Genomic DNA, 20,745 nt, shown 5'->3' on the forward strand with positions numbered 1-20,745 from the left:
TCATGAGCGGTCACTTTCGGAAAGGTTGACGGAGGAACCGGAGCCGTGGCTGTCGCCGGAGCGGACGGCATGGGCGGTCATGGTGGTGCCGTGGTTGAGGGCCTGCCGGCGCTGCATCCGCTGCGCCCATGCCGGAGGGCTGCCCGCCGGGCCGGATGGAGCGGCTGCGGGATCGGCACTCGCACCGCCGACCGTGCCCATGGTCGAGCTGCCGCCAGTCGCGCCGAAGCCGGCCTTTGCGCCAGCGGAGAAGCTGGACTTGATGCTTTCGCTTGCTTGGGATGTTGCGCTGGAGGCCGCGCGTTTGAGCGGCGAGACGGCGGCCGAGCCTGCGGCGCGTGCAACACCGCCGAGGCCGGAAGCGACACCGGCCGCGCCGGACTGGCCGAGCGAGCCGAGGCTATAGGCAGCGGTCGCCGCGCCCGCGGCGGTCGCGCCGCCGCGGGCGGCCGCGGCCCCACCGGACAGGGCAGCAGCACCGCCCTTCGCGGCGAGCATGGCCCCGCCGCCAGCCGCCGCACCGCCAGCAAGCACCATGCCACCGGCTGCGAGGCCCGTGCCAACGGCCGCGCCCGCGCCGAGCTGCGGCCCGCCAGAGACGATGCCGTTGGCGATGCCGGGACCGAAGATGCCGAGGCCGAGCAGCGACAGGGCGGCGAGCACAATCGCCATGGCGTCGTCGATGGTCGGGGTTGCCCCGCCGAAACCGGCCGTGAATTGCGAAAACAAGGTGCTACCGATGCCGATGATGACGGCGAGAACCAGAACCTTGATGCCGGACGACACCACGTTGCCGAGCACCTTTTCGGCCATAAACGCGGTCTTGCCGAACAAGCCGAACGGAATCAGCACGAAGCCGGCGAGCGTCACCAATTTGAACTCGATCAGGGTGACGAATAGCTGGATGGCGAGGATGAAGAAGGCCAGCACCACCAGCGCCCATGCGAACAGCAGGCAAGCGATCTGGATGAAGTTCTCGAAGAACGGGATCCAGCCCATCAGGTCGGAAATGGAATCGAGCAGCGGACGGCCGGCGTCGAGGCCTGTCTGCGCCACGCGGCCCGGCCGCATCAGATCGGTGACGGAAAAGCCGGTGCCCGACGCCATGAGGCCGAGGCCGGCGAAGCTCTCGAAGACGATGCGGGCGAGGTTGTTCCAATTGCCGATGATGTAGGCGAAGACGCCGACGAACAGGGTCTTTTTGACCAGTCGGGCGATAATGTCGTCATCCGCCCCCCATGCCCAAAAGAGCGCGGCGAGCGTCACGTCGATGACGATCAGCGTCGTGGCGATGAAGGCGACCTCGCCACCAAGCAGGCCGAATCCGCTGTCGATGTAGGAGGTGAATACGCCGAGGAAATTGTCGATGACGCCCGTGTTGCCCATGGTCAGCGCCCTTCGCTGCGGTCACGGCCGAGAAAACGGTCGCGGGATTGCGCCCATGCGGCGAGGCAGTCAGCGTCACTCGCCGCCGCCTCGCCGAGCTGCTGGCAACGGCGCAGGGTTTCGCGCAGCGGGTCGGCCGGCGGCTGGAGGGCCGGCGCGGGGGGCGGCGCGGAAGGTTCGTCCTTCCGCGCCATGTCGATTGCGGTCGCCGTGACGGCGATGGCGATGAACACCACGGCCCCAAGCCGGGCCAGCATCTTGCCGTCCATGGCGAGCCTCCCGGTCAGTTGTTGCCGTTGTTGAACATCTGCGCGTTGCCGGGCTGATAGCCGCTGCCCGGCGTCAGGAAGCGGCGGCGCTGCTCGCGGCCCTGTTCGGCAGCGGTCGCGCGCTCTGCTTCGGTCAGCGCGTCGGCCCGGCCGTTCGCCGAGATGACCGCGATCAGGTCGGAAAGCTGCTGCGACTGGAGGGCGAGAAGCTGATTGCCAGCCTGCGTGGCTTGCAGCGCGCCGGTCGCGCCTTGGCTCTGGCCGACCAGCGCGGCCATCTCGGCGCGGTTGCTGTCGATATTGCCGACCGCGCCTGCCTGCACGCGCATGGCGTCCTGCAAGCCGCCAACCGTGTTCTCCCATCGGCCGCGCGCATCGGCGACCAGTTGGGCGTCGGTCGCCGATAGCGAGACATTGCCATATTGCTGCTGGAACGCTTGGTCGATCTGCCCGACCTCGAAAGCGATGTTCTGCGCTTGGCCGAGAAGCTGCTGCGTGCGCTGGACGTTCTGCTGGAGCTGCTGGAGCGAGGAATACGGCAGGCTCGCCAGATTACGGGCCTGATTGATGAGCATTTGCGCCTCGTTCTGGAGGCTGGTGATCTGGTTGTTGATCTGCTCCAGCGTGCGCGCTGCCGTGAGCACGTTCTGCGCATAGTTGCTCGGGTCATAGACGATGCGGCCGAAGCCGAATTGCGCATGGGCCGGGCTTGCCAGCATGGGCGAAAGCGCGACGGGCACGGCGAGCGCCAGCGCGAGGGCCGAGGCCCCGACGATCTTGGAATAGGTCATGGAAGAATCTCCTGTGTGGGGTGGGTATCCGGCATGGCCGACGCGGCGGATTCCGGCCGGTCGGCAAGATTGGTGAGGTTGGGGATCAGGTCGGCCGCCCAATCGACGCCGCGCTCGCGCAGCCATGCGGCGAGGAAGCCGTCGCGGCCGGCCTCAGTGACGATCTGCGCAATGAGGGTCTGGTCGGATTTGGCGGACGCGGCGCAGAGCGCGAGGCCGACTTCGGACAGGCCAAGCTCGAACAGGCGATTGCCCCTGCGGCTTTGGCAGTAGTAATCCCGCTTGGGCGTGGCCCGTGCGAGGATTTCGATCTGCCTGTCATTGAGGCCGAAGCGGCGATAGATGGCCGTGATCTGCGGTTCGATGGCCCGCTCGTTCGGCAGCAAGAGCCGCGTCGGGCAGCTCTCGATAATGGCGGGCGCGATGTTGCTGCCGTCAATGTCGGACAGGCTTTGCGTGGCGAAGATGACGCTGGCGTTTTTCTTGCGCAGCGTTTTCAGCCATTCGCGGAGCTGGCCGGCGAAGCCCTCGTCGTCCAGCGCAAGCCAACCCTCGTCGATGATGAGCAGCGTCGGCCGCCCGTCGAGTCGGTCGCCGATGCGATGGAACAGATAGGCGAGCACGGCCGGGGCCGCGCCGGTCCCGACAAGGCCCTCGATCTCGAACGCCTGCACGTCCGCCGATCCCAAATGCTCTGTCTCGGCGTCGAGGAGCCGGCCATAGGCACCGCCGACGCAGAACGGCCGGAGCGCCTGTTTCAGATCGTTGGATTGCAACAGCACCGCAAGGCCGGTGATCGTGCGTTCCTCGACCGGCGCGGAGGCGAGTGAAGTCAGCGCCGTCCAAAGATACTCTTTGACCTCGGGCGTGATGGCGATGCCTTCGCGCATGAGGATGGCGGCAATCCAGTCCGCCGCCCAAGCGCGTTCATAGGTGTCGTGGATGCGGGCAAGCGGCTGGAGCGAAACGGACGCCTCGTCCCCTTCCGTGAGGCCACCGCCCAAATCGTGCCAATCCCCGCCCATGGCGAGCGCGGCGGCGCGGATGCTGCCGCCGAAGTCGAAGGCGAAGACTTGACTGGCCGCATAGCGCCGGAACTGCAAGGCCATGAGGGCGAGCAACACGGATTTGCCCGCGCCCGTGGGGCCGACGACAAGGGTGTGGCCTACGTCGCCGACATGGAGACTTAGCCGGAACGGGGTTGAGCCTTCGGTCTTTCCAAAGAGCAAAGGGGGTGCACCGAAATGCTCGTCCCGTTCCGGCCCCGCCCACACCGCCGAAAGCGGGATCATGTGGGCGAGATTCAAAGTGCTGATGGGCGGCTGACGGACATTGGCGTAGGCGTGTCCGGGCAGGCTGCCGAGCCATGCGTCAACCGCGTTGACGCTCTCGGGCATGGCGGTAAAGTCGCGGCCCTGAACGATCTTCTCGACCAGGCGCAGCTTCTCGTCGGCAATGCGCGGGTCGGCATCCCAAACGGTGACGGTGGCCGTGACATAGGCCATGCCCGCCACGTCCGCCCCAAGCTCCTGCAACGCCATGTCCGCGTCGAGCGCCTTGTTCGCCGCGTCGGTGTCCACCAGCGCGGACGCCTCGTTCGTCATGACCTCTTTCAAGATCGCGGCGACGCTCTTGCGCTTGGCGAACCATTGGCGGCGGATGCGGGTCAGCAGCCGGGTCGCATCGGTCTTGTCGAGCAGGATCGCGCGCGTGCTCCACCTGTAGGGGAACGGCAGCCGGTTCATGTCGTCGAGCAGGCCCGGCGTGGTCGCGGTCGGGAATCCCACGATGGTCAGCACGCGCAGATGCGCGTCACCAAGGCGCGGCTCCAGCCCGCCGGTCAACGGCTGGTCGGCAAGCAGCGCGTCGAGGTGCATGGGCACCTCGGGCACGCGCACGCGATGGCGGTTGGTCGAGATGGTGGAATGGAGATAGGTCAGCGTCGCGCCGTCATCCATCCAACGGCACTCGGGCATGAAGCCGTCGAGCAAGGCCAGCACGCGGTCGGTGCGGTCGATGAAGCCGCGCAGCAGCTCCCACGGGTCCACGCCTGTTTTCTCGCGCCCCTCGTAAAGCCATGTTTCGGCACGGGCGGCTTCCTCGGCCGGGGGCAGCCAGAGGAAGGTCAGGAAATAGCCGGACACGAAATGCGCGCCCGCTTCCTCGAAACCGGCCTTGCGCTCGGCATCGACCAGCGCCGATGCGGCATCGGGAAACGTGCTGCCGGGATAGGTCGCGGCCTCGCTGCGCTGCGCCTCGACGAAGATGCTCCAACCGGAGCCGAGGCGGCGCACGGCATTGTTGATGCGGCCGGCGACGGCGACCAGCTCGGCGGCGACGGCGGAATCCAGATCGGGACCGCGAAACTTCGCCGTCCTCTGAAAACTGCCGTCCTTGTTCAAGACGACGCCGGAGCCGACCAATGCCGCCCATGGCAGATAGTCGGCGAGCCGGGCGGCGGTGCGGCGATATTCGGAAAGGTTCATCATGGCCGCGCCCTCACACCGCCAGATGGCCGGGGACGCGCAGATGCCGACGCCCGACCTCGACGAATTGGGGATCGCGCTTCGCCGCCCATACGGCTGCGAAATGGCCGATTGCCCAAATGGCGATGCCGACCAGCCAGAGGCGCAAGCCGAGGCCCACGGCCCCGGCAAGCGTCCCGTTCATGATGGCAATGCTTCTCGGTGCGCCGCCAAGCAGGATATGCTCGGTCAATGCCCGGTGGACCGGGATCGAGAATCCCGGCACCGCGTCGAGCTGTTCGAGTCCGCCCGCCATCAAACGAGCGCCCCGCCGCCGAAGGAGAAGAAAGACAGGAAGAAGCTCGATGCGGCGAACGCGATGGACAGGCCGAAAACGATCTGGATCAGGCGACGGAAGCCGCCGCTGGTATCGCCGAACGCGAGGGTCAGGCCGGTGACGATGATGATGATGACGGCGATGATCTTGGCGACCGGCCCCTCAATGGACTGGAGGATTTGCTGCAAGGGCTGTTCCCACGGCATCGACGAACCGGACGCATGGGCGGCCGGGGCGAGCATGAGACTGATGGCAAGGGCGGATGCGGCGGTCGCCATGCGGCGATAGCCGCGCGAAAGCGTGCGGATCATTGGGGTTCTCCTGTGCTGGTTTGGATTGCGGGGGTGATGCGATAGTCGCCGTCCGGCCCCAGCCCCTCGACGCGGGCAAGCTCGGCAAGCCGGCGCGCGGAACCGCGCCCGGAAAGGACGGCAACAAGGTCGATGGTTTCCGCGATCAGGGCGCGCGGGACTGTGACGACTGCCTCTTGAATGAGCTGTTCAAGGCGGCGTAGCGCGCCGATGCCGGTGCCGGCGTGAATAGTGCCGATCCCGCCGGGGTGCCCCGTGCCCCATGCTTTCAGAAGGTCGAGGGCTTCCGATCCGCGCACCTCCCCAATCGGGATGCGGTCGGGGCGCAGGCGCAGCGAGGAACGGACCAGATCGGAAAGCGTCGCCACGCCGTCTTTCGTCCGCATGGCGACCAAATTGGGCGCGGCGCATTGCAGCTCGCGCGTGTCTTCAATGATGACGACGCGATCCGCGCCCTTGGCGACCTCGGCGAGCAGCGCGTTGGTCAGCGTCGTTTTGCCGGTGCTGGTGCCGCCCGCGACAAGGATGTTGGCGCGGGTTGCGACGGCTTCACGCAGCATTTCCGCCTGATCGGCGGACATGATGCCGGCGGCCACATAATCGTCGAGCGTGAACACCGCGACGGCGGGCTTGCGGATGGCGAAGGTCGGGGCGGCGACCACGGGCGGCAGCAGGCCCTCGAATCTTTCGCCCGAGTCCGGCAGCTCGGCCGAGACGCGCGGGCTGCGGGCATGAACCTCCGCGCCGACATGATGCGCGACCAGCCGAACGATGCGTTCGCCATCGGCGGCGGACAGGCGCTCGCCCGTGTCGGAAAGCCCTTCGGACAGGCGGTCGATCCACAACCGCCCGTCCGGGTTCAACATCACCTCGACCACCGCCGGGTCTTCGAGCAGCCGGGCAATGGCGGGGCCGAGCGCGGTGCGCAACATGCGCGCGCCGCGCTGGATCGCTTCCTGTCTGTGGTGGTTGGTGGTCATGTCGGCCCCGGCTTCTGGCGGGGCGCAACAGGCGGTCCCCGGATCGGGGTCGATTAAGAAAGCCCGGAATTGGGCCGGTTCAACAAGTATCTAGCTGCGTGCGGTGATCGGCGGCGAACGGCGGTAAATAGGATGGGTCCGAATACTTACTCTTGATCGCCGTTGCTCTCGGACTCGTCCGGTAACGGATCGTCGGGAAGTGAGTCGAGGTCACGAGACAGCTCTTTGAGGAACCTGTCGCCGGTCGCCAGACGCCGGCCGAGATTCTGCATGAAGCCCTCGAACCGCTCCGCGCCTTTGGCGCGGGCAGCGGATTGTGCGGCTCCCGTAAGCGGCGGCGTGATGGTCATCCAGAAATGGATGAACTGCGCGACCGTCTCGCCGAGGACGGCGAGATCTAGGTCGAGCGTGTCGATCTGACGGCCGAGCTTGTCCAGACGGCGCGACATGGCGGCTTCAAGCTGGTCGTCGGCATCGCCGGACAGGTAGGACATAACCGCCGCCTCCACGATGGCGGATTTTGACACATTGCGGCGCAGCGCCACCGAGCGGCGCAGCGCCATCGCCTCGATCTGCGGAATGAGCGCGGGGTCGAAATAGATATTCAGGCGGGTGCGTGTGGTCATGGGCGTGTCCTCAAAGCTCGATTCCATCATCGGAGTTCATCGCCACCTGCCGCGCGACCATCTTCATGCGCTGGCGCAAGGCGCGGGCCTTGGCCGCGTTAACGTCCGGCTCGTCGTCTAGAAACTCGAACTCCTGTTCGGGCGACGGCGGCGGGGCGACGATTTCCTCATGCTCGGGCAATTCCGGCTCGCGGCGGATGCCTGCATTGGCCGGATCGCCCTCGGCCCCGTCTGCGGCGTCGGTCGCGGGACGGCTTTCCGCCGCGACCACGCGGCCGGACCAATCATCGGTCGATGGGCTGGGCGCCAGCGGAGCGGCGACCAGATCGGGCGGGGTCAGGATGCGTTCCTGAAACCGCGCATCCTCGAAATAGCGGGCCTTGGTCGCGCGGATCGGCGGCGTGCCCGCGACCATGACGATTTCGTCGGTGGGTGGAAGCTGCATGATTTCGCCCGGCGTGAGCAGCGGCCGGGCCGTCTCCTGCCGGGAAACCATCAAATGTCCTAGCCATGGTGCAAGGCGATGGCCGGCGTAGTTGGTGGAATCGCGCAGCTCGGTCGCGGTGCCGAGCGCGTCGCTCACCCTTTTGGCGGTGCGCTCGTCATTCGCGGCGAAGCTGACGCGGACGTGGCAGTTGTCGAGGATTGCATTGTTCGGGCCATAGGCGCGCTCGATCTGATTGAGGCTCTGCGCGATCAAAAAACCCTTGAGGCCGTAGCCCGCCATAAACGCCAAGGCGGACTCGAAAAAATCCAATCTGCCGAGCGCGGGAAACTCGTCCAGCATGAGCAGAAGCCGATGGCGCTTGCCGGAGGTGGTCAAATCCTCGGTCAACCGCCTGCCGATCTGGTTGAGAATCAGGCGGATAAGCGGCTTGGTGCGGTTTATGTCGGACGGCGGCACGACCAGATAGAGCGTGACGGGCTGGCGGCTGCCGACCAGATCGGCAATGCGCCAGTCGCATCGTGCCGTCACGCGAGCCACGACAGGATCGCGGTAGAGGCCGAGAAACGACATGGCGGTAGAGAGCACGCCCGACCGTTCGTTCTCGGATTTGTTCAACAGCTCGCGGGCCGATGACGCGATGACGGGATGAACGCCCACCTCGCCGAGATGCGGCGTGTCCATCATCGCGCGCAAGGTCGCCTCGACCGGGCGGCGCGGATCGGACAGGAAGTTGGCGACGCCGGCCAGCGTCTTGTCCTTCTCGGCATAAAGAACATGCAGGATCGCACCGACAAGCAGGCTGTGGCTCGTCTTCTCCCAATGATTTCTTTTATCGAGACTGCCTTCGGGATCGACCAGAATATCCGCGATGTTCTGCACGTCGCGGACTTCCCATTCGCCCTGCCGGACCTCCAGCAGCGGGTTGTAGGCCGACGATCTGGCATTGGTCGGATCGAACAGAAGAACGCGGCCATGCTTCGCGCGAAAGCCCGCTGTCAGCGTCCAGTTCTCGCCCTTTATGTCGTGGACGATGGCGGATGCGGGCCATGTCAGCAGCGTCGGCACCACCAATCCGACGCCCTTGCCGCTCCGGGTTGGCGCGAAGCATAGAACATGCTCGGGACCGTCATGGCGCAGATAGTCCCGGTCGTATCGGCCGAGCAGGACGCCATCGGGGCCGAGTAATCCGGCCGCGCGGATTTCCTTGCCCTCGGCCCATCGCGCGGAGCCGTATGTGGCGACGTTGCGCGCCTCCCGCGCCCGGATGATCGACATGAAGATGGCGGCGGCGATGGCGATGAAACCGCCCGATACCGCGATGATGCCTCCCTCCACGAAGATCGCGGGCGCATAGGCATCGAAGGAAAACCACCACCAGAAGAAGGCGGGCGGATAATAGAGCGGCAGGCCCGCCAGCTCGAACCATGGTGCCCCAAGCTGCGGCTGGAAGCCGAGGCGGAACGCCGTCCATTGCGTCGCTGCCCACACCATCACCAGAACGATGGTGAAGACGACAGCGATTTGACCCCAAAGGATTCGGCCTCCGCGCAATGCAGGCTCCAGTCGGCAAAAGAGACGGAGCCAATCAGAGAGTAGGCAAAATCGGGACAGGCAACAGGAAAGGGGGTGCGGGAGGGCTACAGGATATTATCGGCGGTAAATAGGACGGTCGTGGCAGGGTTATCGCCTGCGCCAATGGCTATGCTGGCGGATCAAACCGAATCGCGGGGAAAATCAGTCCGTCCGAACCAGCCGCCCCATGTCGCTTGCGAGTGTCAGCAGATTGCGGAGTGCGGCGCTACGGTTGAACGGCGACCAGAGGGCCGAGAACGGAACGGGTTCCGGCTCGTCGGCGAACGGCAGGAAGACCACGCCGGACGTTTGCAGCAGCGACGTGGCCGCACCGACGATGGTGATGCCGAAGCCCTGTCCGACCATGGACAGCAGCGTGCCGCGCCCCACGTCGAAACGCAGGATCGACGGCGCGGGCCAGCGCCCGGCGAGGCGCAGCACAATATGGTCATGCACCTGTGGGCCGGTGCCGCCATGGCGGACAATGAAAGTCTCGCCGGCCAGATCGGACCAAGTGATTGCGGACTGCCCGGCGAGGCGATGCTCATCCGATAGCACGGCCACCAGCGGTTCGGTCCAGATTGGTCGGGTATGGCAGTCGGGCATCTCGGGCTTGCCCGCGACGAACGCCACGTCCAGCCGGTCGGCACGAAGCTGCATCACCGCATCACGGGCCGTGCCTTCGGTGATCTCGACCTCAATGCCGGTATGGGCTTCCCGATAATGACGGATCAGCTCCGTGAGAAAGCTGCGTGGGATCAAGGCATGGATGCCGATGCGAAGCCGGCCGCATTCTCCTTGAGCTGTCATGCCGGCGGTCTTCACCGCGTGATCGAGTTGATCGACACCCGCTGCGACTCGTTCCATGAAGTGCCTGCCGGCGTCCGTTAGCCGAACGCCACGCGCATGACGCTCGAACAGCAGGACACCAAGATTATCTTCCAGCGCTTTCACACGCGCGCTGACGCTCGACTGGCTGACGCCGAGTGATTTGGCCGCGTGTCGAAAGTTCAGGTGCTCGGCGACGGCGATGAACTGAACAAGGGAAATGAGCGGTATCCTGCCGGACAGAATACCGCCATTCACGAGGTTTCGATGGTTCGTGCGCCGCATCGGAGCGGGCCTCTACCAGTCGTCGGTCAGACGACTGGTAACTTCTCGGTGGCAGTCCTACGGGACCGCAAGAGCGCCAACCCCAAGGAGACCAGCACCGCCATCGCCGTGGCGTAACAGATCAGGGGCCATGCAGTGCCGCCGTCCAACAGCGTTACCGCCAATGTCCCGACGATACTGACGATTAGGCTTTGGATGCAGAAGTAGAACGCAACCGCTGATCCTGCGATGTCGTCGAACTCTGCCAAAGCGCCGTTCGCGGTAACGGATACCGTGAAGACAATCCCAACCGCGATAACCCACATCGGCAGGATGAAGCTGAGAAAAGAAGGCGATCCAAAGAGTTGGCCGATCCCCAACAGGATCGCGCCGCAAACGAGCAACGCCATGCCACGCGCCACGCATCCAGCGATTCCCCATTTGGCGACGAAGGATTTTGCGAAACGGGTTGTCGCGACCATGACCAGAGCGACAGTTGCGAAGGCCAAGCTGAATCCGATCTTGGAATAGCCGGCTTGGCCTATGAGAACACGGGGCGCTGTCGAGAAGAAAACGAAGAATGTGCCCATGCCGGCACTAAATCCGACTGTGTAAACCCAAAAGGCCGGGCTTGCGAAGATCGGCAGAACGGATCGGCGCATTTTGGTCTGATCCAACGAGCGGGTTTCGTGCCACCTGAAACCTGCATTTAGGAGTGCGAGCAACGCCAGTGCAGCCAAAGTGACGAATATCGCCTGCCATCCCAAGAACTCGCCGATTAACGCACCGGCGATAGGGCCGAGTGCAGGCACGAACGCCAGCATCGAACTGAAAAGGCCGTAGATGACGGCACCTTCGGGACGATTGGCATATACGTCGCGCACGGTCGCGAAGGTAGCCACCAGCATAGCCGATGCTCCAACTGCCTGAACCACACGGAAAGCGACAAAGGCCAATGCAGTTGAAGAGCAGGCTGCTCCTATAGACGCAACAACGAAAGCCGTTGCGCCCGCGAGCAGAATTGGCCGCCGCCCGATGCGATCCGAGAGCGGTCCAAAGATCACTTGGCCCACGCCGAGCATCACCATGTAGAGGCTCAACGTGAGTTGGATTATGGAGGGAGTCGTGTTCAGGATGCCCGGCATCGCTGGAACGACTGGAAGATAAATATCCATCGCCAGCGAGGCGAGAATGTCGAAGGGAGCCATAAGCAGCAATGCTGCTGGCAGCGTATAGGCCCACGCGGGGCGTGTGGTGGTCATGACGAATCAACCGCTCGATTTAAGGATACCGGGCAGCGTCTGCTCGTCAGCAATCAGATGGGATTGGTCTTACAGAGCGCCGCAACAACAATTCTGATGTTGCGGCTTACTTGTCTGCGGACTGGGAACTTCCCATGCTGATGACTCCACGATTACGAAATTGAACAACTGTCTCTTATCGGATTACCTGTTGCGTCGCAATGCGGTATCGTTGGCTCCTAGAGGCCCAACCCCCTCTGCCTTCCCAACTGCCACGACACCGATCCGCCCTGCATGACGCCCATGACCTCGCGGCCGAGCTGGCGGTCGATGACCGGCCGCCACGGGACTAGCGTAAACTCATGGGATTTCTCGACCACGGCGAACTTGCCGCTGGATAGCTGCACGGTGCCGGTGAACTTGCCGCTGACGTTCTCGCCGTCCGTGGCGGCGCGGAACGGCAGCCCCTTGCCCTCGGCCATCTCCGCGCCGACGCGGGCAACCTCGCGCTCGCGCAAGGTGGCGAGAAGGCTGCGCCGATAGAAGATGCGACCGTTCCGCGCTCGGGTGGCGTCGCCCTGTTCGATATGATGCTCGCGGCGCTGGTCCATCGCCTCGCGCACCTGCTGGCCGAAACCGACCGACGCAAGCTCGGCCGTTTCGCCATGGATCAATCGGCGGTCCAGCCATGTCGCGCCGTCCGATCCGATCTGCTTGCCTAGATCGACTGGGGAAAGGACGCGCACGCTGGCCTGTCTGTCGCGGCCGGCGTCATAGACGGCGGCGCGGCTGACCAGATCATCGGGGATGCGCCATTGGTCTGCGTCGATGCGCTCGACGATACCGGCGCGGCGCAGCGCCTCCAGTCGGCGGACATGGGCATCGACATAGCCCTCATAGTCGCCGCCCGGAACGCGGCCCTCGAATTTCGCCTGCTCCAGATGACGGCTCGGGCGATAGATGCCGTCCTCGGCGATGACCGTGATGGTGCGGTCGGACGGCCGGGCTGCCGCCTCTGCCGGGCCGATCTCGATGATGCTGCCGATGCGGGCATCCTCCAGCCGCTCGGGCGCGATGCCGGCGATGTGGTGCGTCCAGCCGTCGATGCCGTCCACCACAATGGTCAGGTTCTCGCCTAGTTCGTCGGACAGATGCTTGTCCACGACGCGGCCAAAGATCGGCGTCTCGGGCACTCCGTCATGGATTTGGAAACTCATGGGATCGCGCTCGCCGCCCTGCGGGCCGAGCGCCTTCTGCATGGTGCGGATAATGTCGCCGCGCTCGCCCAATTCGCGCAGGGCCGGTTCCATGTCCTTGCTCAATTCCCAAACGGCAGGCGCGTGTTCAGTCGCCAGCCCCATCTTCTCCAGCTTGCCGAGACGGCGCAGGCGCAGCGCCCGCTCGAACTGCCGCCTCGGCTCTGCCGATTCATGGCGCAGGTCGAGGAAACGGGCATCGGCTTCCTCGACCATGGCGCGGTCGATCCGGGTGAAACGGTCTTGGTCGATTTCGGCGGACAGCTTGCGGGTCTGCTCGATCTCGGTGACGGGGCCGAGTTCCAGACTGGCAAGCTCGCTGGCGCGCTCGCGCAAGCCAGCGGAAAGATAGTCGCCGTTGATGACTAGATCCCCGCCCGTGTCGTCGCGGCCGTTGACGACGATATGCACATGGGGATGGCCGGTGTTGTAGTGATTGACGGCAACCCAATCGAGTTTCGTGCCGAGGTCCGCTTCCACCTGTTTCATGAAATCGCGGGTGTAGGCCGTGAGGTCCGACAGCTCCGCGCCGTCCTCGGGCGAGACGATGAACCTGAACTGGTGGCGGTCGTCCTTGCCGCGATCAAGGAAGGCGTCGCCATCGGCGCGGTCTTCGGTCGCCGAATAGAGCCGGCCCCGCTCGCCGTCGCGTGACGTGCCGTCGCGCTGGACATAGCGCAGATGCGCGCGGGCACGGACGCCCTTCCATGCGGCCCTGACGCTGCGCTGCTTGACGATGACGCGGCGGCTGCCCGGCTGGCGATGATGCCAATGGCCGGAGATATTGCGGGCGCGCACGAAGCTCGCGCCCCGGCCGCGCTTCACGCCCTTGCCGCTGGCGACCACGGCACGGGACCGGCCCGGCGATGACGGGCGGGCGGATGACGACATGGAAGGATCGCGGGAGGCTGCCGCCTGATGCTGGCGGGTGATCTTCTTGACCTGCGTGAAAAAGCTCTTGGTCTTGCCGGCCTTCGGCGTGTCGGATCGGATGCGGCCGGGCTTCGGTCGGAAGCGATTTTCGTCGTCGGCGCTCAAGGGCGCGACTCCAGCCCAAACCGCCGAAAACAGGCCGATATGGGCCTATGGTGCCGCTCGAAACCCTGCAAAGCCAAGGCTTTGCACGAAATCGCGGCACGCGGCCTCTCAAAACCATGGTGCCGGAACCGGCCACCTAACCAGTGTGCAGACAACAATAATTTCCAGAAGCGGCCCGACATGGTGCCGTCTTCTTTAATCTTGCCCTCCGCCCTTTCTGTCTTTTCTGCCCCTCCTGCCGGAAATCCTGCCGGGCGCAAACATGCCCAACCGGATGCCGAAACCAGAGCCGCCGAGCGCGGGAACGCCGCCCTCATGGCGTTCCCCCATCGCTGGCGCTCGCCACGAAAATGCTGCCGTCCTGCGGCTCCGCACGGGCGGGGTCGCGCGCCGGAACGGCAGCGCGGCCGTCGCCTGTTTGCACCTCGGACGGCGGCGCGGCGGCAGCCCGCGTGTCGGCCGGGCGCATGACGAACAGCGGTGCCTCCCGCCAATCGGGCGGCGGTGCCGGTGGTTGCAACGGCGCATCCGATGGAGCTGCGCCGCCAAGGATCGGGGCGAGCGCGGCGACATAGGCGCGTGTCTCGGCGGGAAGCGGGCGGCCCGTCGCTCGGTGCTCGTCGTAGCGGCCGGGGCCGGCGTTGTAGGCCGCCAGCATCGCCGCGACATTGCCGTGGCGGTCGAACATCTCGCGCAGATAGGCCGTGCCGGCGAGGATGTTATCGCGCGGGTCGTAAGGATCGCGGCCGAGGCCATGGCGGACGCGCAGGCCCGCCCATGTGGCGGGCATTACCTGCATCAATCCCATCGCCCCGGCCGACGATACTGCGCGCACGTCGCCCGCGCTCTCGGCGCGCAGCACGGCGCGAATCCAGTGCTCGGGAATGCCGAACCGCTGCGACGCCTCAGCGATGTGCGCCGCATAGGGATGGGCTGCGGCCGGGCGCTCGACCGGCACGGATTGCGCAACAGCGACGCCCGATCCGATGCAGACTGAAAGCGCCCCCGCCAGCAGCAGGACGGCATAATGCCATGCCGGCCTGTCTCCGCTTCGCCGCCAGCCTGCCAGCGTGCTCGCTGCGGTCAAGGGCAAGGCGCAAGCGCCGGCCGATGGCCGCCCCTGACCTTCGCTGCGCGCGCCGGCCGTCTGGTCGCCGAGCGGGACGAAGGGATGAGACGGCTTTTCCGCGAACAAAGGGATGCCGATCTTTGACCGGATGGCGGGCCGGACGCGCGCGGCCGTCATTCCTCATCCTCGACTTTCCGGGGATGCTTCCAACGCAGCGTCCAGACCGAAGGATCGTCGTTGGACTGGAACAGTTTGGCGCGGATCGGGAACGGGAAGATTGGCCCCTCCAATCGCATCGACACGAACTCGCCAGCGTTCTCGCTGGAGTCTTTCCATGCGGGGCCGGCGTCCGGGCCGTCCTCGCTATTGAGGCGCACGCGATAGTCGGGTGCGTTTTTTACGTCGCTCGGCTTAGCCGGGACGATGAACAGCTTTTCGTGGAGGCCGAACGAATGAAGCTCCCCCGCATAGCCGGTTTCGGTGCGGGTGAATGTGCCTATCTCTGCCATGGGAAATCTCCTGCGGTTGATTTTCGGGGGTGGTTCAGTGGGTCGGCGCACGCCACTCGTAGCGGCCGACGCCTTCCTCATCGGTCCAGAGCGGGACCGCTCGGCCGATGACGGAGGCTGCGGGGATGGGTCCGAAGTAACGGCCGTCGAGGCTGTCGCGGACTTCCCAATTCATGAGGAAAAGCTGGCCGTCGCCGATGACGCGGCAGCCCTGCCAGATGGGCAGATCGCGGCCGAGGCTGTCGCGCTCCAGCGCCTCGCCCATCTCGATCCCGTCAACCGTGATCGTGCGGCCTGCGCGGCAAACCCGCTGTCCGGGCAGGCCCAAGACGCGCTTCAAGAGCGGGACGCCTTGCGCGATATAGCCGCGCTCGACCATGAAGCCGGCGAGCGGTTCGGGCGGCATGATGGCGACCAGCTCGGGCACGTCGAGCGCGTCGGCCGGCTCGACCGTATAGAAGCCGATGGGCGCGCTGGCCGTGGCGTTCCAGATGAGTTTCGTCGGCGTCTGGACCGCGATTGCGGCGGCGATGCCGATGACGGCGAGCGCCGTCACCGTGAGGGTGCGGCGGCGCGTCATGGGTCGATCCTTCGGCGGTGAAGCCAAGCGGCATGTCGCTCGGGCGTGTAGGCGTGCGGTTCCAGATTGGCGGTCAAACGGTTGTGGACGTGCCGCCAGTGCTCCGGCGAGGCGTCGGCCGGATCGAGGCCGAGCGATTCCACGGCGTCGATAGCGGCAAGCGCGCGCTGCACCTTCGGCCAGCCGTCGAGGCGCAACAGGATTTCGCCGCCGGGGCGCACGAACGGCAATGTCTGGAACGGCTCGCCGCGACCGATGGCGCGCACAATGTCGATGCGCGAAACGACAGTGCCGTGCTCGCCTTTCGCCCATCGCACGAAGGCAAAGACGCTGCCCGGCGCGAAGCCGACGACGCTGCGGCGGCGGTCGATGATCTGCTCGTAGCTCTTGCGGCCGAAGCGTATCCAGTGCTCGACCTTGCGTTTCTCAAAGGTCAGCTCGACCAATGTGGTGAAGGGCGCAGGTCCGTCCGGCAGCGGACGGCAGTGCGCGCTGCGGCGGGCGCGACGGGTCATTGATCGTCTCCGATGATGTGCTGGGGGTTGCGCGGGCGCAGCGCGTCGAGCGCGGCCGTCATGGCTCGCCCCTTCGGGCAGAACCGGCACCACGCTTCGCCTGCGCGCGCGTCAAAGAAAAAGAGTTAGATTCTCTGTTAGATAAGTTAGCGGTCGGATTCCGCTTTTCAGGCCAAAGCGTTAGCTGCGGTTCGTGCGCCTGATGTGCCGATAGTGCTACGCCTGATGTGCCGATACCCCGTGCGCCTGATCTGCCGATGGCATTAACAGGGTTATCAACAGTGCCTGTTGACAGGTTTCCGGGCCGGATGCGCAGCAGTTCGCGGTCGTCCTCCCGCTCGATCTGGAGGCGGTAGCCGGGGAGCTGCTGGCGGGCCGCGATGCGGCGCAGGTCGAGCGCGAAGTCGGACGGCCGCGCGAGGCTGCCGGATTTCTGGTGAAGGTGCCCGACCTCGAAAACCCAGCCATGGCGTTGGTGCCCGGCGTGCTTTCGGGCGACGCGGTAAAGCCATCGCTCGATGCCGCCAGTCAGCCGGAAATAGGCCGGGTCGATGGTCAGGACCAGCGAGCGGTCGATGACGCTGTTGTAGAACCATTCGGGCAGGACGAACTCCATGCCCTCGACGCGGCCGGCGCGCGTCGTCATTTCCTCCCACTCGTTGATCCATGAGAATTGCCGGCGACGCCAATGCGGGCCGTTGCGGATGGTGGTGGCGATGACGGTCGATTGCAGCCGCGCCAGCGCGGCTTTCAGAAGCCGGTATTGATGATTGCCGGTCGGCCGCCCGATGGCGCGCAACAGATGGTAAGGCGTAAACCGGACAAAGCGCGAAGTGGTGAGGCCGTCATTCTCGGCCGCAACGATCTGCGAGGCCGCCCATATCAGCACATCGGCGTCCCATATGGTCGCCATGCCGTGCTCGGGCATCCCGAACACCTGCACCTCTATGTCGGCGGCCTTGTAGAGAATCGGCTTGGTGCGCGGGGTCTTCGCCAGCGAGAAAAACGGCCGTTCCATCAAATCGCGCTGGTCGCGCGGCGGCGCGTCGCCCGTTGCGACCACGAAGGGGTCTAGGCGGCTGCGCTCGCTGTCCTCGGTCGGCTGCGCGGGGTTGTGGTCATCCTCGCGCAGCATCTAGCGCTCGTTCCGTTCTTGGGGTGTGAGCGGACGTGCGGGGAAGACGGTGCCGGCGGTCTTGTCTCGGGTGGATTTACGTTCGCCGACCGCGCTCCAGTCCTCCAGATCGCGGACGGTGTAGAGGACGCGACCGCCGACCTTGCGATAGGTCGGGCCGGTGCCGTAGGTGCGATGTTTCTCAAGGGTGCGAATGGATATGCCGAGGAAGCGTGCGGCTTCCTTGGTGCGCAGCAGGCGCGGCGGCAGGCCCGCAAGCGGGTTGGGCATGGATCACCTCCAGTCGGGTTTCGGCTGCCGAAGGGCGGCAGCGGACTGTGGCGAACCATGGCGAGGGATCGGCGGTGCGTAGCGTGCCGCATTTGCGCCTATGCGCTGGCGGCACCCCCTTCGGGGCGGTGCGCGGCCAATAGATGAGGGATTTCAGCGGCTCGCTGCCTGCTGCGCCGAATAGGCGAAGACATTCGCGGCCGGTTCGGATAGAAACGTAGACGGAGCAGACGCGCTGCTCTGGGGCGTAGTAACCCCTGACTAGCGGTTGGTGCCGGCCGTGACGGCACCACCATCCTCGAACCTTATGGTCGGGGAGCCCATGGCGTATGTCCAGGGCTTCTCGCCTAAAGGTCATGGGGCCGTCTAGTCACGGTTACTAACTCCCCGATCACCAGGTAGAGGGGCCAATTGCGGGGGCGCACCGCAAGCGAGGCTCTCTGGAACCTAGGGGGAATGGCTATGCGGGTTCCCGTCGAACTCGATCCCGATGTAGATGACGAAGCGCCGGCCGGCGACACCATAACCGTCTATGACGAACGGCATTACGTCACCTATCTGCGTTTGCTGGATGCGAAGGCCGAGGGCGCGGACTGGAAGGAAGTCGCGCAGATCGTGTTGCACCGTGATCCGGTCGCCGATGAACTTCGCACCCGCCGTTGCTGGCAAAGCCATCTCGAACGCGCACAATGGCTATCGCGTGAGGGCTATCGGAAGATTCTGGAACAGGCAGCAGCCAACAAGGCGTGAGGACTACATACGCACGATCAACGCTTGCCGGGCTTGATCGGGTAGTGAAGCAGCAGGCGATAGCCGCCCCGCATCATCTTGATGCCGTGCGCAACCAATCTGCGGGCCTTGTTCTTGCGAGGGTCGTTCTCGAAATCCTCCTTGGTGCCTCGAAAGCCAAGCAGGACTTCGGCGATGGTGCGATAGCTCTCGCCGCGCAGCCGGGCGTCGAGCGCGCGCAGGGACAGGATATGCCATTGCCGGAGTTGAGCGGGGACTGCCCGGAAGTCGGGACCGGGCGCACGGCCGTTAAGGGACCGCCAGAAACGGCGTACAGCGTGAGCGCGAAGCTCCAGAAAAGCATCCATCGGCAGAGTGACGGCATAAAACGCGGCGGCGTCCGGCGCGGCCTCGGGCAGCCAGAATTGATGCGCGACGCCGTCTACCTGCCAGATGCCGTGCCAACCATCGGCGGCGCGGCGGAGGTCGAGGCCGTCGAGATGCGCCAGCGTCAATGTCGGTTCGGTGTCGCTGTCCTTGTGATCGACCGGCAACAGCCTCACGGCTTGCGGTTGAAGGCGCGGACTCCAGATCGGCGATTGCCGGTCATGCGGCGCGTCGGGATCGCACGGGAAATCGCAAACCCCAACGATGCGCGAACGCTTCAAGGTCGCGGCCAGCCGTCCCTCCGGTCAATGCGATGGTCTGGCAGTCCCGACGATATTCGTCGTTTCGGCGCAGGTATTCCCAAGCGAAACCAGCGGCAGGGATGTGCTTTGTGTGCCCGTATGCCGCCGGTGATCGCCAATCGATGCTGAGCATGGCGTCACCTCCCTAAGCCGGGATGCTGGGCAGCGCCCGGCAAAAAGAGGTTCAAGGATCACTGGAAATATAGAAGCCGCTCAAAGCAGATACCTTGAGCGGCTAACTCGATCATTTTGGTATTTTTGGCTAGGCGACAGCCGGTGATTCCGGGACGCCTGCCCATATCAGCACGGATAAGCAGCTTTGTTCTCATCTGCTGGAAAACACATGCACCTCGCCGTGCGCCGTCTCGATGGTGAACAGATCGCCGCCCATCTCGGCGTCGCGCGCCATCGCGTCCCAATCGACATAGTAGCGCAGCGCCTCGGCGATAGTGACGCTTTCGGTGGTCAGCTCTTCCATGTAGTCGGCAAGGCTGGCGAACTGACCATGATAGCAGTCCTCCAAGGTGGATTCGGCTTGGTCCATGTCGCCGCCGAACTGCTCCAGCAGGCCCGCGCCGAGTGCGCCATGCTCTGCAATGAACTTGGCCTTCAGCGCCACGCTGTCGATGCCGGCATATTCGGAGATGCTGACACCCTCGAAGCCCTCATAGTCATGAATGGCATATTCCTCTGCATCCTCGACGGGGGAACGGGCAAGCATCGCAGCGATCTCGTCCCTGATCTGGTCGGCGTCCTGACCCGCGTCGATCCAAGCCCCATGCAGATAGCCATTATTGTAAGCTGCAAGGCAGGCCACATAGATGCGGGGATTGCTGTCGGATACGTTGGTCATGTCTCTGATCCTCGGGTCTGAAGGTCAGCGAAGCGGAACGCCGCGCCTGACCTTCTGGCCGTCGCCGAGACTGGGGTAGCAACGAGCAAGGGCGGCCGGGGTGGAGGGGGATCACCCGGCCTGCACAAGCCCCTCGGGGCGCGGAAGGCTGGGGATACCGCCCCGGACGGTTCCACTTACCTTGCTGGCGCGAGGGCAACGCCCTTAGCAACACATTCACTATCAGCTGCCGGAAAATCGCTGTTCTCGCGAGTCAAAGTGATGCAGTGTGTTGCACTTAGAATCACATCTCGCTAAAGTGAACATTAGGGGAACATTAGCAGGTCTGCCATGAGTGATCGATCAAAAAAACTCGGCCCCCGTGTCACCGTCAGCGTCACGCCCGGAGACTATGACACGTTGAACACCCTCGCCGAAAAGGACGAGGTATCCGTGTCCTGGGTCGTGCGGCGTGCCATCCATGAATATTTGCGGCGACACCAGCAGCCCGCACGGGCTGTGCGGCGGCCGGCTCTGGACAAGCGGGCAGCGGCACCGGAGCGGACATGAAACAAATGAGAATGCCGGGGGACCACGAACAGATG

23 protein-coding genes and 1 pseudogene are annotated in these 20,745 nt (G+C 64.9%); 2 read left to right on the forward strand and 22 right to left on the reverse strand.

All coding sequences use genetic code 11. From position 1 onward, the window contains the following. From trbL to EGM87_RS17885, 19 genes and pseudogenes are all read right to left on the reverse strand, one after another. Positions 1 to 1,386 carry a P-type conjugative transfer protein TrbL gene (trbL, locus tag EGM87_RS17795; RefSeq protein WP_137709417.1) on the reverse strand — a complete coding sequence of 462 codons (1,386 nt, stop codon included), beginning with the start codon at positions 1,384 to 1,386 and terminating at the stop codon, positions 1 to 3. A gap of 2 nt (positions 1,387 to 1,388) precedes the next feature. Beyond that, positions 1,389 to 1,655, reverse strand: coding sequence for a putative entry exclusion protein TrbK-alt (gene trbK-alt, locus EGM87_RS17800; RefSeq protein WP_137709416.1), 267 nt, complete (start codon positions 1,653 to 1,655; stop codon positions 1,389 to 1,391). Positions 1,656 to 1,669: 14 nt separating this feature from the next. Beyond that, positions 1,670 to 2,446 (reverse strand): P-type conjugative transfer protein TrbJ, encoded by a 777-nt coding sequence (gene trbJ, locus EGM87_RS17805; protein ID WP_137709415.1) that lies wholly within the window; start codon positions 2,444 to 2,446, stop codon positions 1,670 to 1,672. Next, positions 2,443 to 4,935: a conjugal transfer protein TrbE gene (gene trbE, locus EGM87_RS17810; protein ID WP_137709414.1), complete on the reverse strand. Its 2,493-nt coding sequence runs from the start codon at positions 4,933 to 4,935 to the stop codon at positions 2,443 to 2,445. Before trbE ends, trbJ begins: the two co-directional genes overlap by 4 nt. Positions 4,936 to 4,945: 10 nt before the next feature. Beyond that, complete coding sequence (locus EGM87_RS17815; protein WP_043619038.1) at positions 4,946 to 5,227, reverse strand: VirB3 family type IV secretion system protein; 282 nt, start codon at positions 5,225 to 5,227, stop codon at positions 4,946 to 4,948. Beyond that, positions 5,227 to 5,559, reverse strand: a complete 333-nt coding sequence (locus EGM87_RS17820; RefSeq protein WP_137709413.1) for a TrbC/VirB2 family type IV secretion system protein — start codon at positions 5,557 to 5,559, stop codon at positions 5,227 to 5,229. Before EGM87_RS17820 ends, EGM87_RS17815 begins: the two co-directional genes overlap by 1 nt. Continuing rightward, positions 5,556 to 6,539: a P-type conjugative transfer ATPase TrbB gene (gene trbB / locus EGM87_RS17825; RefSeq protein WP_137709412.1), complete on the reverse strand. Its 984-nt coding sequence runs from the start codon at positions 6,537 to 6,539 to the stop codon at positions 5,556 to 5,558. The genes EGM87_RS17820 and trbB overlap by 4 nt, the downstream gene beginning before the upstream one ends. A gap of 146 nt (positions 6,540 to 6,685) precedes the next feature. Beyond that, entirely contained in the window at positions 6,686 to 7,165 is a 480-nt protein-coding gene (locus tag EGM87_RS17830; RefSeq protein ID WP_171009991.1) for a CopG family transcriptional regulator, read from the reverse strand. Between the two features lie 10 nt (positions 7,166 to 7,175). Further along, the gene (locus EGM87_RS17835; RefSeq protein WP_137709411.1) at positions 7,176 to 9,164 is read right to left on the reverse strand and encodes a conjugal transfer protein TraG; all 1,989 of its coding nucleotides are present in this window, start codon (positions 9,162 to 9,164) and stop codon (positions 7,176 to 7,178) included. Positions 9,165 to 9,347: 183 nt separating this feature from the next. Further along, positions 9,348 to 10,298, reverse strand: coding sequence for a LysR family transcriptional regulator (locus EGM87_RS17840; protein WP_137709410.1), 951 nt, complete (start codon positions 10,296 to 10,298; stop codon positions 9,348 to 9,350). A 26-nt stretch (positions 10,299 to 10,324) separates the two neighbouring features. Further along, positions 10,325 to 11,539: a chloramphenicol/florfenicol efflux MFS transporter FloR gene (gene floR / locus EGM87_RS17845; protein ID WP_137709409.1), complete on the reverse strand. Its 1,215-nt coding sequence runs from the start codon at positions 11,537 to 11,539 to the stop codon at positions 10,325 to 10,327. Positions 11,540 to 11,757: 218 nt separating this feature from the next. Beyond that, positions 11,758 to 12,990 carry a DUF3363 domain-containing protein gene (locus EGM87_RS17850; RefSeq protein ID WP_216614581.1) on the reverse strand — a complete coding sequence of 411 codons (1,233 nt, stop codon included), beginning with the start codon at positions 12,988 to 12,990 and terminating at the stop codon, positions 11,758 to 11,760. Positions 12,991 to 13,158: 168 nt separating this feature from the next. Beyond that, positions 13,159 to 13,665: pseudogene (locus EGM87_RS17855) on the reverse strand (relaxase/mobilization nuclease domain-containing protein); the annotation flags it as partial. Between the two features lie 460 nt (positions 13,666 to 14,125). Then, positions 14,126 to 15,058, reverse strand: a complete 933-nt coding sequence (locus EGM87_RS17860; RefSeq protein ID WP_137709407.1) for a lytic transglycosylase domain-containing protein — start codon at positions 15,056 to 15,058, stop codon at positions 14,126 to 14,128. Next, the gene (locus EGM87_RS17865; protein WP_126001231.1) at positions 15,055 to 15,390 is read right to left on the reverse strand and encodes a DUF736 domain-containing protein; all 336 of its coding nucleotides are present in this window, start codon (positions 15,388 to 15,390) and stop codon (positions 15,055 to 15,057) included. The genes EGM87_RS17860 and EGM87_RS17865 overlap by 4 nt, the downstream gene beginning before the upstream one ends. Before the next feature lie 34 nt (positions 15,391 to 15,424). Beyond that, entirely contained in the window at positions 15,425 to 15,970 is a 546-nt protein-coding gene (locus EGM87_RS17870; protein ID WP_137709406.1) for a S26 family signal peptidase, read from the reverse strand. Beyond that, on the reverse strand, positions 15,967 to 16,485 hold the full coding sequence (locus tag EGM87_RS17875; protein WP_137709405.1) for a DUF2840 domain-containing protein: 519 nt from the start codon (positions 16,483 to 16,485) through the stop codon (positions 15,967 to 15,969). The genes EGM87_RS17870 and EGM87_RS17875 overlap by 4 nt, the downstream gene beginning before the upstream one ends. A gap of 58 nt (positions 16,486 to 16,543) precedes the next feature. Then, the gene (locus tag EGM87_RS17880) at positions 16,544 to 17,620 is read right to left on the reverse strand and encodes a replication initiator protein A (RefSeq protein ID WP_137709404.1); all 1,077 of its coding nucleotides are present in this window, start codon (positions 17,618 to 17,620) and stop codon (positions 16,544 to 16,546) included. Beyond that, positions 17,621 to 17,890, reverse strand: a complete 270-nt coding sequence (locus EGM87_RS17885; protein ID WP_137709403.1) for a helix-turn-helix transcriptional regulator — start codon at positions 17,888 to 17,890, stop codon at positions 17,621 to 17,623. 462 nt (positions 17,891 to 18,352) lie between these two features. Between EGM87_RS17885 and EGM87_RS17890 the strand changes: the two genes are divergently transcribed. Continuing rightward, the gene (locus EGM87_RS17890) at positions 18,353 to 18,640 is read left to right on the forward strand and encodes a DNA -binding domain-containing protein (protein ID WP_137709402.1); all 288 of its coding nucleotides are present in this window, start codon (positions 18,353 to 18,355) and stop codon (positions 18,638 to 18,640) included. A gap of 17 nt (positions 18,641 to 18,657) precedes the next feature. Here the strand turns inward: EGM87_RS17890 and EGM87_RS17895 are convergent, their stop codons facing one another. From EGM87_RS17895 to EGM87_RS17905, 3 genes are all read right to left on the reverse strand, one after another. Beyond that, a complete protein-coding gene (locus tag EGM87_RS17895; RefSeq protein WP_253719100.1) occupies positions 18,658 to 19,182 on the reverse strand; it encodes a DUF2285 domain-containing protein in 525 nt (174 codons plus the stop codon). Between the two features lie 43 nt (positions 19,183 to 19,225). Then, a complete protein-coding gene (locus EGM87_RS17900; protein WP_137709401.1) occupies positions 19,226 to 19,441 on the reverse strand; it encodes a transcriptional regulator domain-containing protein in 216 nt (71 codons plus the stop codon). Positions 19,442 to 19,633: 192 nt separating this feature from the next. Beyond that, positions 19,634 to 20,161: an antirestriction protein ArdA gene (locus tag EGM87_RS17905; RefSeq protein ID WP_137709400.1), complete on the reverse strand. Its 528-nt coding sequence runs from the start codon at positions 20,159 to 20,161 to the stop codon at positions 19,634 to 19,636. A gap of 330 nt (positions 20,162 to 20,491) precedes the next feature. Between EGM87_RS17905 and EGM87_RS17910 the strand changes: the two genes are divergently transcribed. Beyond that, a complete protein-coding gene (locus tag EGM87_RS17910; RefSeq protein ID WP_137709399.1) occupies positions 20,492 to 20,710 on the forward strand; it encodes a ribbon-helix-helix protein, CopG family in 219 nt (72 codons plus the stop codon). Positions 20,711 to 20,745: the final 35 nt, after the last annotated feature.

This window comes from Sphingobium sp. RSMS, from assembly GCF_005406185.4.
GTDB classification, from domain to species: Bacteria; Pseudomonadota; Alphaproteobacteria; order Sphingomonadales; family Sphingomonadaceae; genus Sphingobium; species Sphingobium fuliginis.

What these genes read in the sequence shown, in the direction of transcription:
- trbL (WP_137709417.1), bottom strand. Translation starts at nt 1,386, where the DNA reads ATGGGCAACACGGGCGTCATCGACAATTTCCTCGGCGTATTCACCTCC.
- trbK-alt (WP_137709416.1), bottom strand. Translation starts at nt 1,655, where the DNA reads ATGGACGGCAAGATGCTGGCCCGGCTTGGGGCCGTGGTGTTCATCGCC.
- trbJ (WP_137709415.1), bottom strand. Translation starts at nt 2,446, where the DNA reads ATGACCTATTCCAAGATCGTCGGGGCCTCGGCCCTCGCGCTGGCGCTC.
- trbE (WP_137709414.1), bottom strand. Translation starts at nt 4,935, where the DNA reads ATGATGAACCTTTCCGAATATCGCCGCACCGCCGCCCGGCTCGCCGAC.
- EGM87_RS17815 (WP_043619038.1), bottom strand. Translation starts at nt 5,227, where the DNA reads ATGGCGGGCGGACTCGAACAGCTCGACGCGGTGCCGGGATTCTCGATC.
- EGM87_RS17820 (WP_137709413.1), bottom strand. Translation starts at nt 5,559, where the DNA reads ATGATCCGCACGCTTTCGCGCGGCTATCGCCGCATGGCGACCGCCGCA.
- trbB (WP_137709412.1), bottom strand. Translation starts at nt 6,539, where the DNA reads ATGACCACCAACCACCACAGACAGGAAGCGATCCAGCGCGGCGCGCGC.
- EGM87_RS17830 (WP_171009991.1), bottom strand. Translation starts at nt 7,165, where the DNA reads ATGACCACACGCACCCGCCTGAATATCTATTTCGACCCCGCGCTCATT.
- EGM87_RS17840 (WP_137709410.1), bottom strand. Translation starts at nt 10,298, where the DNA reads ATGCGGCGCACGAACCATCGAAACCTCGTGAATGGCGGTATTCTGTCC.
- floR (WP_137709409.1), bottom strand. Translation starts at nt 11,539, where the DNA reads ATGACCACCACACGCCCCGCGTGGGCCTATACGCTGCCAGCAGCATTG.
- EGM87_RS17850 (WP_216614581.1), bottom strand. Translation starts at nt 12,990, where the DNA reads ATGGTCGAGGAAGCCGATGCCCGTTTCCTCGACCTGCGCCATGAATCG.
- EGM87_RS17860 (WP_137709407.1), bottom strand. Translation starts at nt 15,058, where the DNA reads ATGACGGCCGCGCGCGTCCGGCCCGCCATCCGGTCAAAGATCGGCATC.
- EGM87_RS17865 (WP_126001231.1), bottom strand. Translation starts at nt 15,390, where the DNA reads ATGGCAGAGATAGGCACATTCACCCGCACCGAAACCGGCTATGCGGGG.
- EGM87_RS17870 (WP_137709406.1), bottom strand. Translation starts at nt 15,970, where the DNA reads ATGACGCGCCGCCGCACCCTCACGGTGACGGCGCTCGCCGTCATCGGC.
- EGM87_RS17875 (WP_137709405.1), bottom strand. Translation starts at nt 16,485, where the DNA reads ATGACCCGTCGCGCCCGCCGCAGCGCGCACTGCCGTCCGCTGCCGGAC.
- EGM87_RS17880 (WP_137709404.1), bottom strand. Translation starts at nt 17,620, where the DNA reads ATGCTGCGCGAGGATGACCACAACCCCGCGCAGCCGACCGAGGACAGC.
- EGM87_RS17885 (WP_137709403.1), bottom strand. Translation starts at nt 17,890, where the DNA reads ATGCCCAACCCGCTTGCGGGCCTGCCGCCGCGCCTGCTGCGCACCAAG.
- EGM87_RS17890 (WP_137709402.1), top strand. Translation starts at nt 18,353, where the DNA reads ATGCGGGTTCCCGTCGAACTCGATCCCGATGTAGATGACGAAGCGCCG.
- EGM87_RS17900 (WP_137709401.1), bottom strand. Translation starts at nt 19,441, where the DNA reads ATGCTCAGCATCGATTGGCGATCACCGGCGGCATACGGGCACACAAAG.
- EGM87_RS17905 (WP_137709400.1), bottom strand. Translation starts at nt 20,161, where the DNA reads ATGACCAACGTATCCGACAGCAATCCCCGCATCTATGTGGCCTGCCTT.
- EGM87_RS17910 (WP_137709399.1), top strand. Translation starts at nt 20,492, where the DNA reads ATGAGTGATCGATCAAAAAAACTCGGCCCCCGTGTCACCGTCAGCGTC.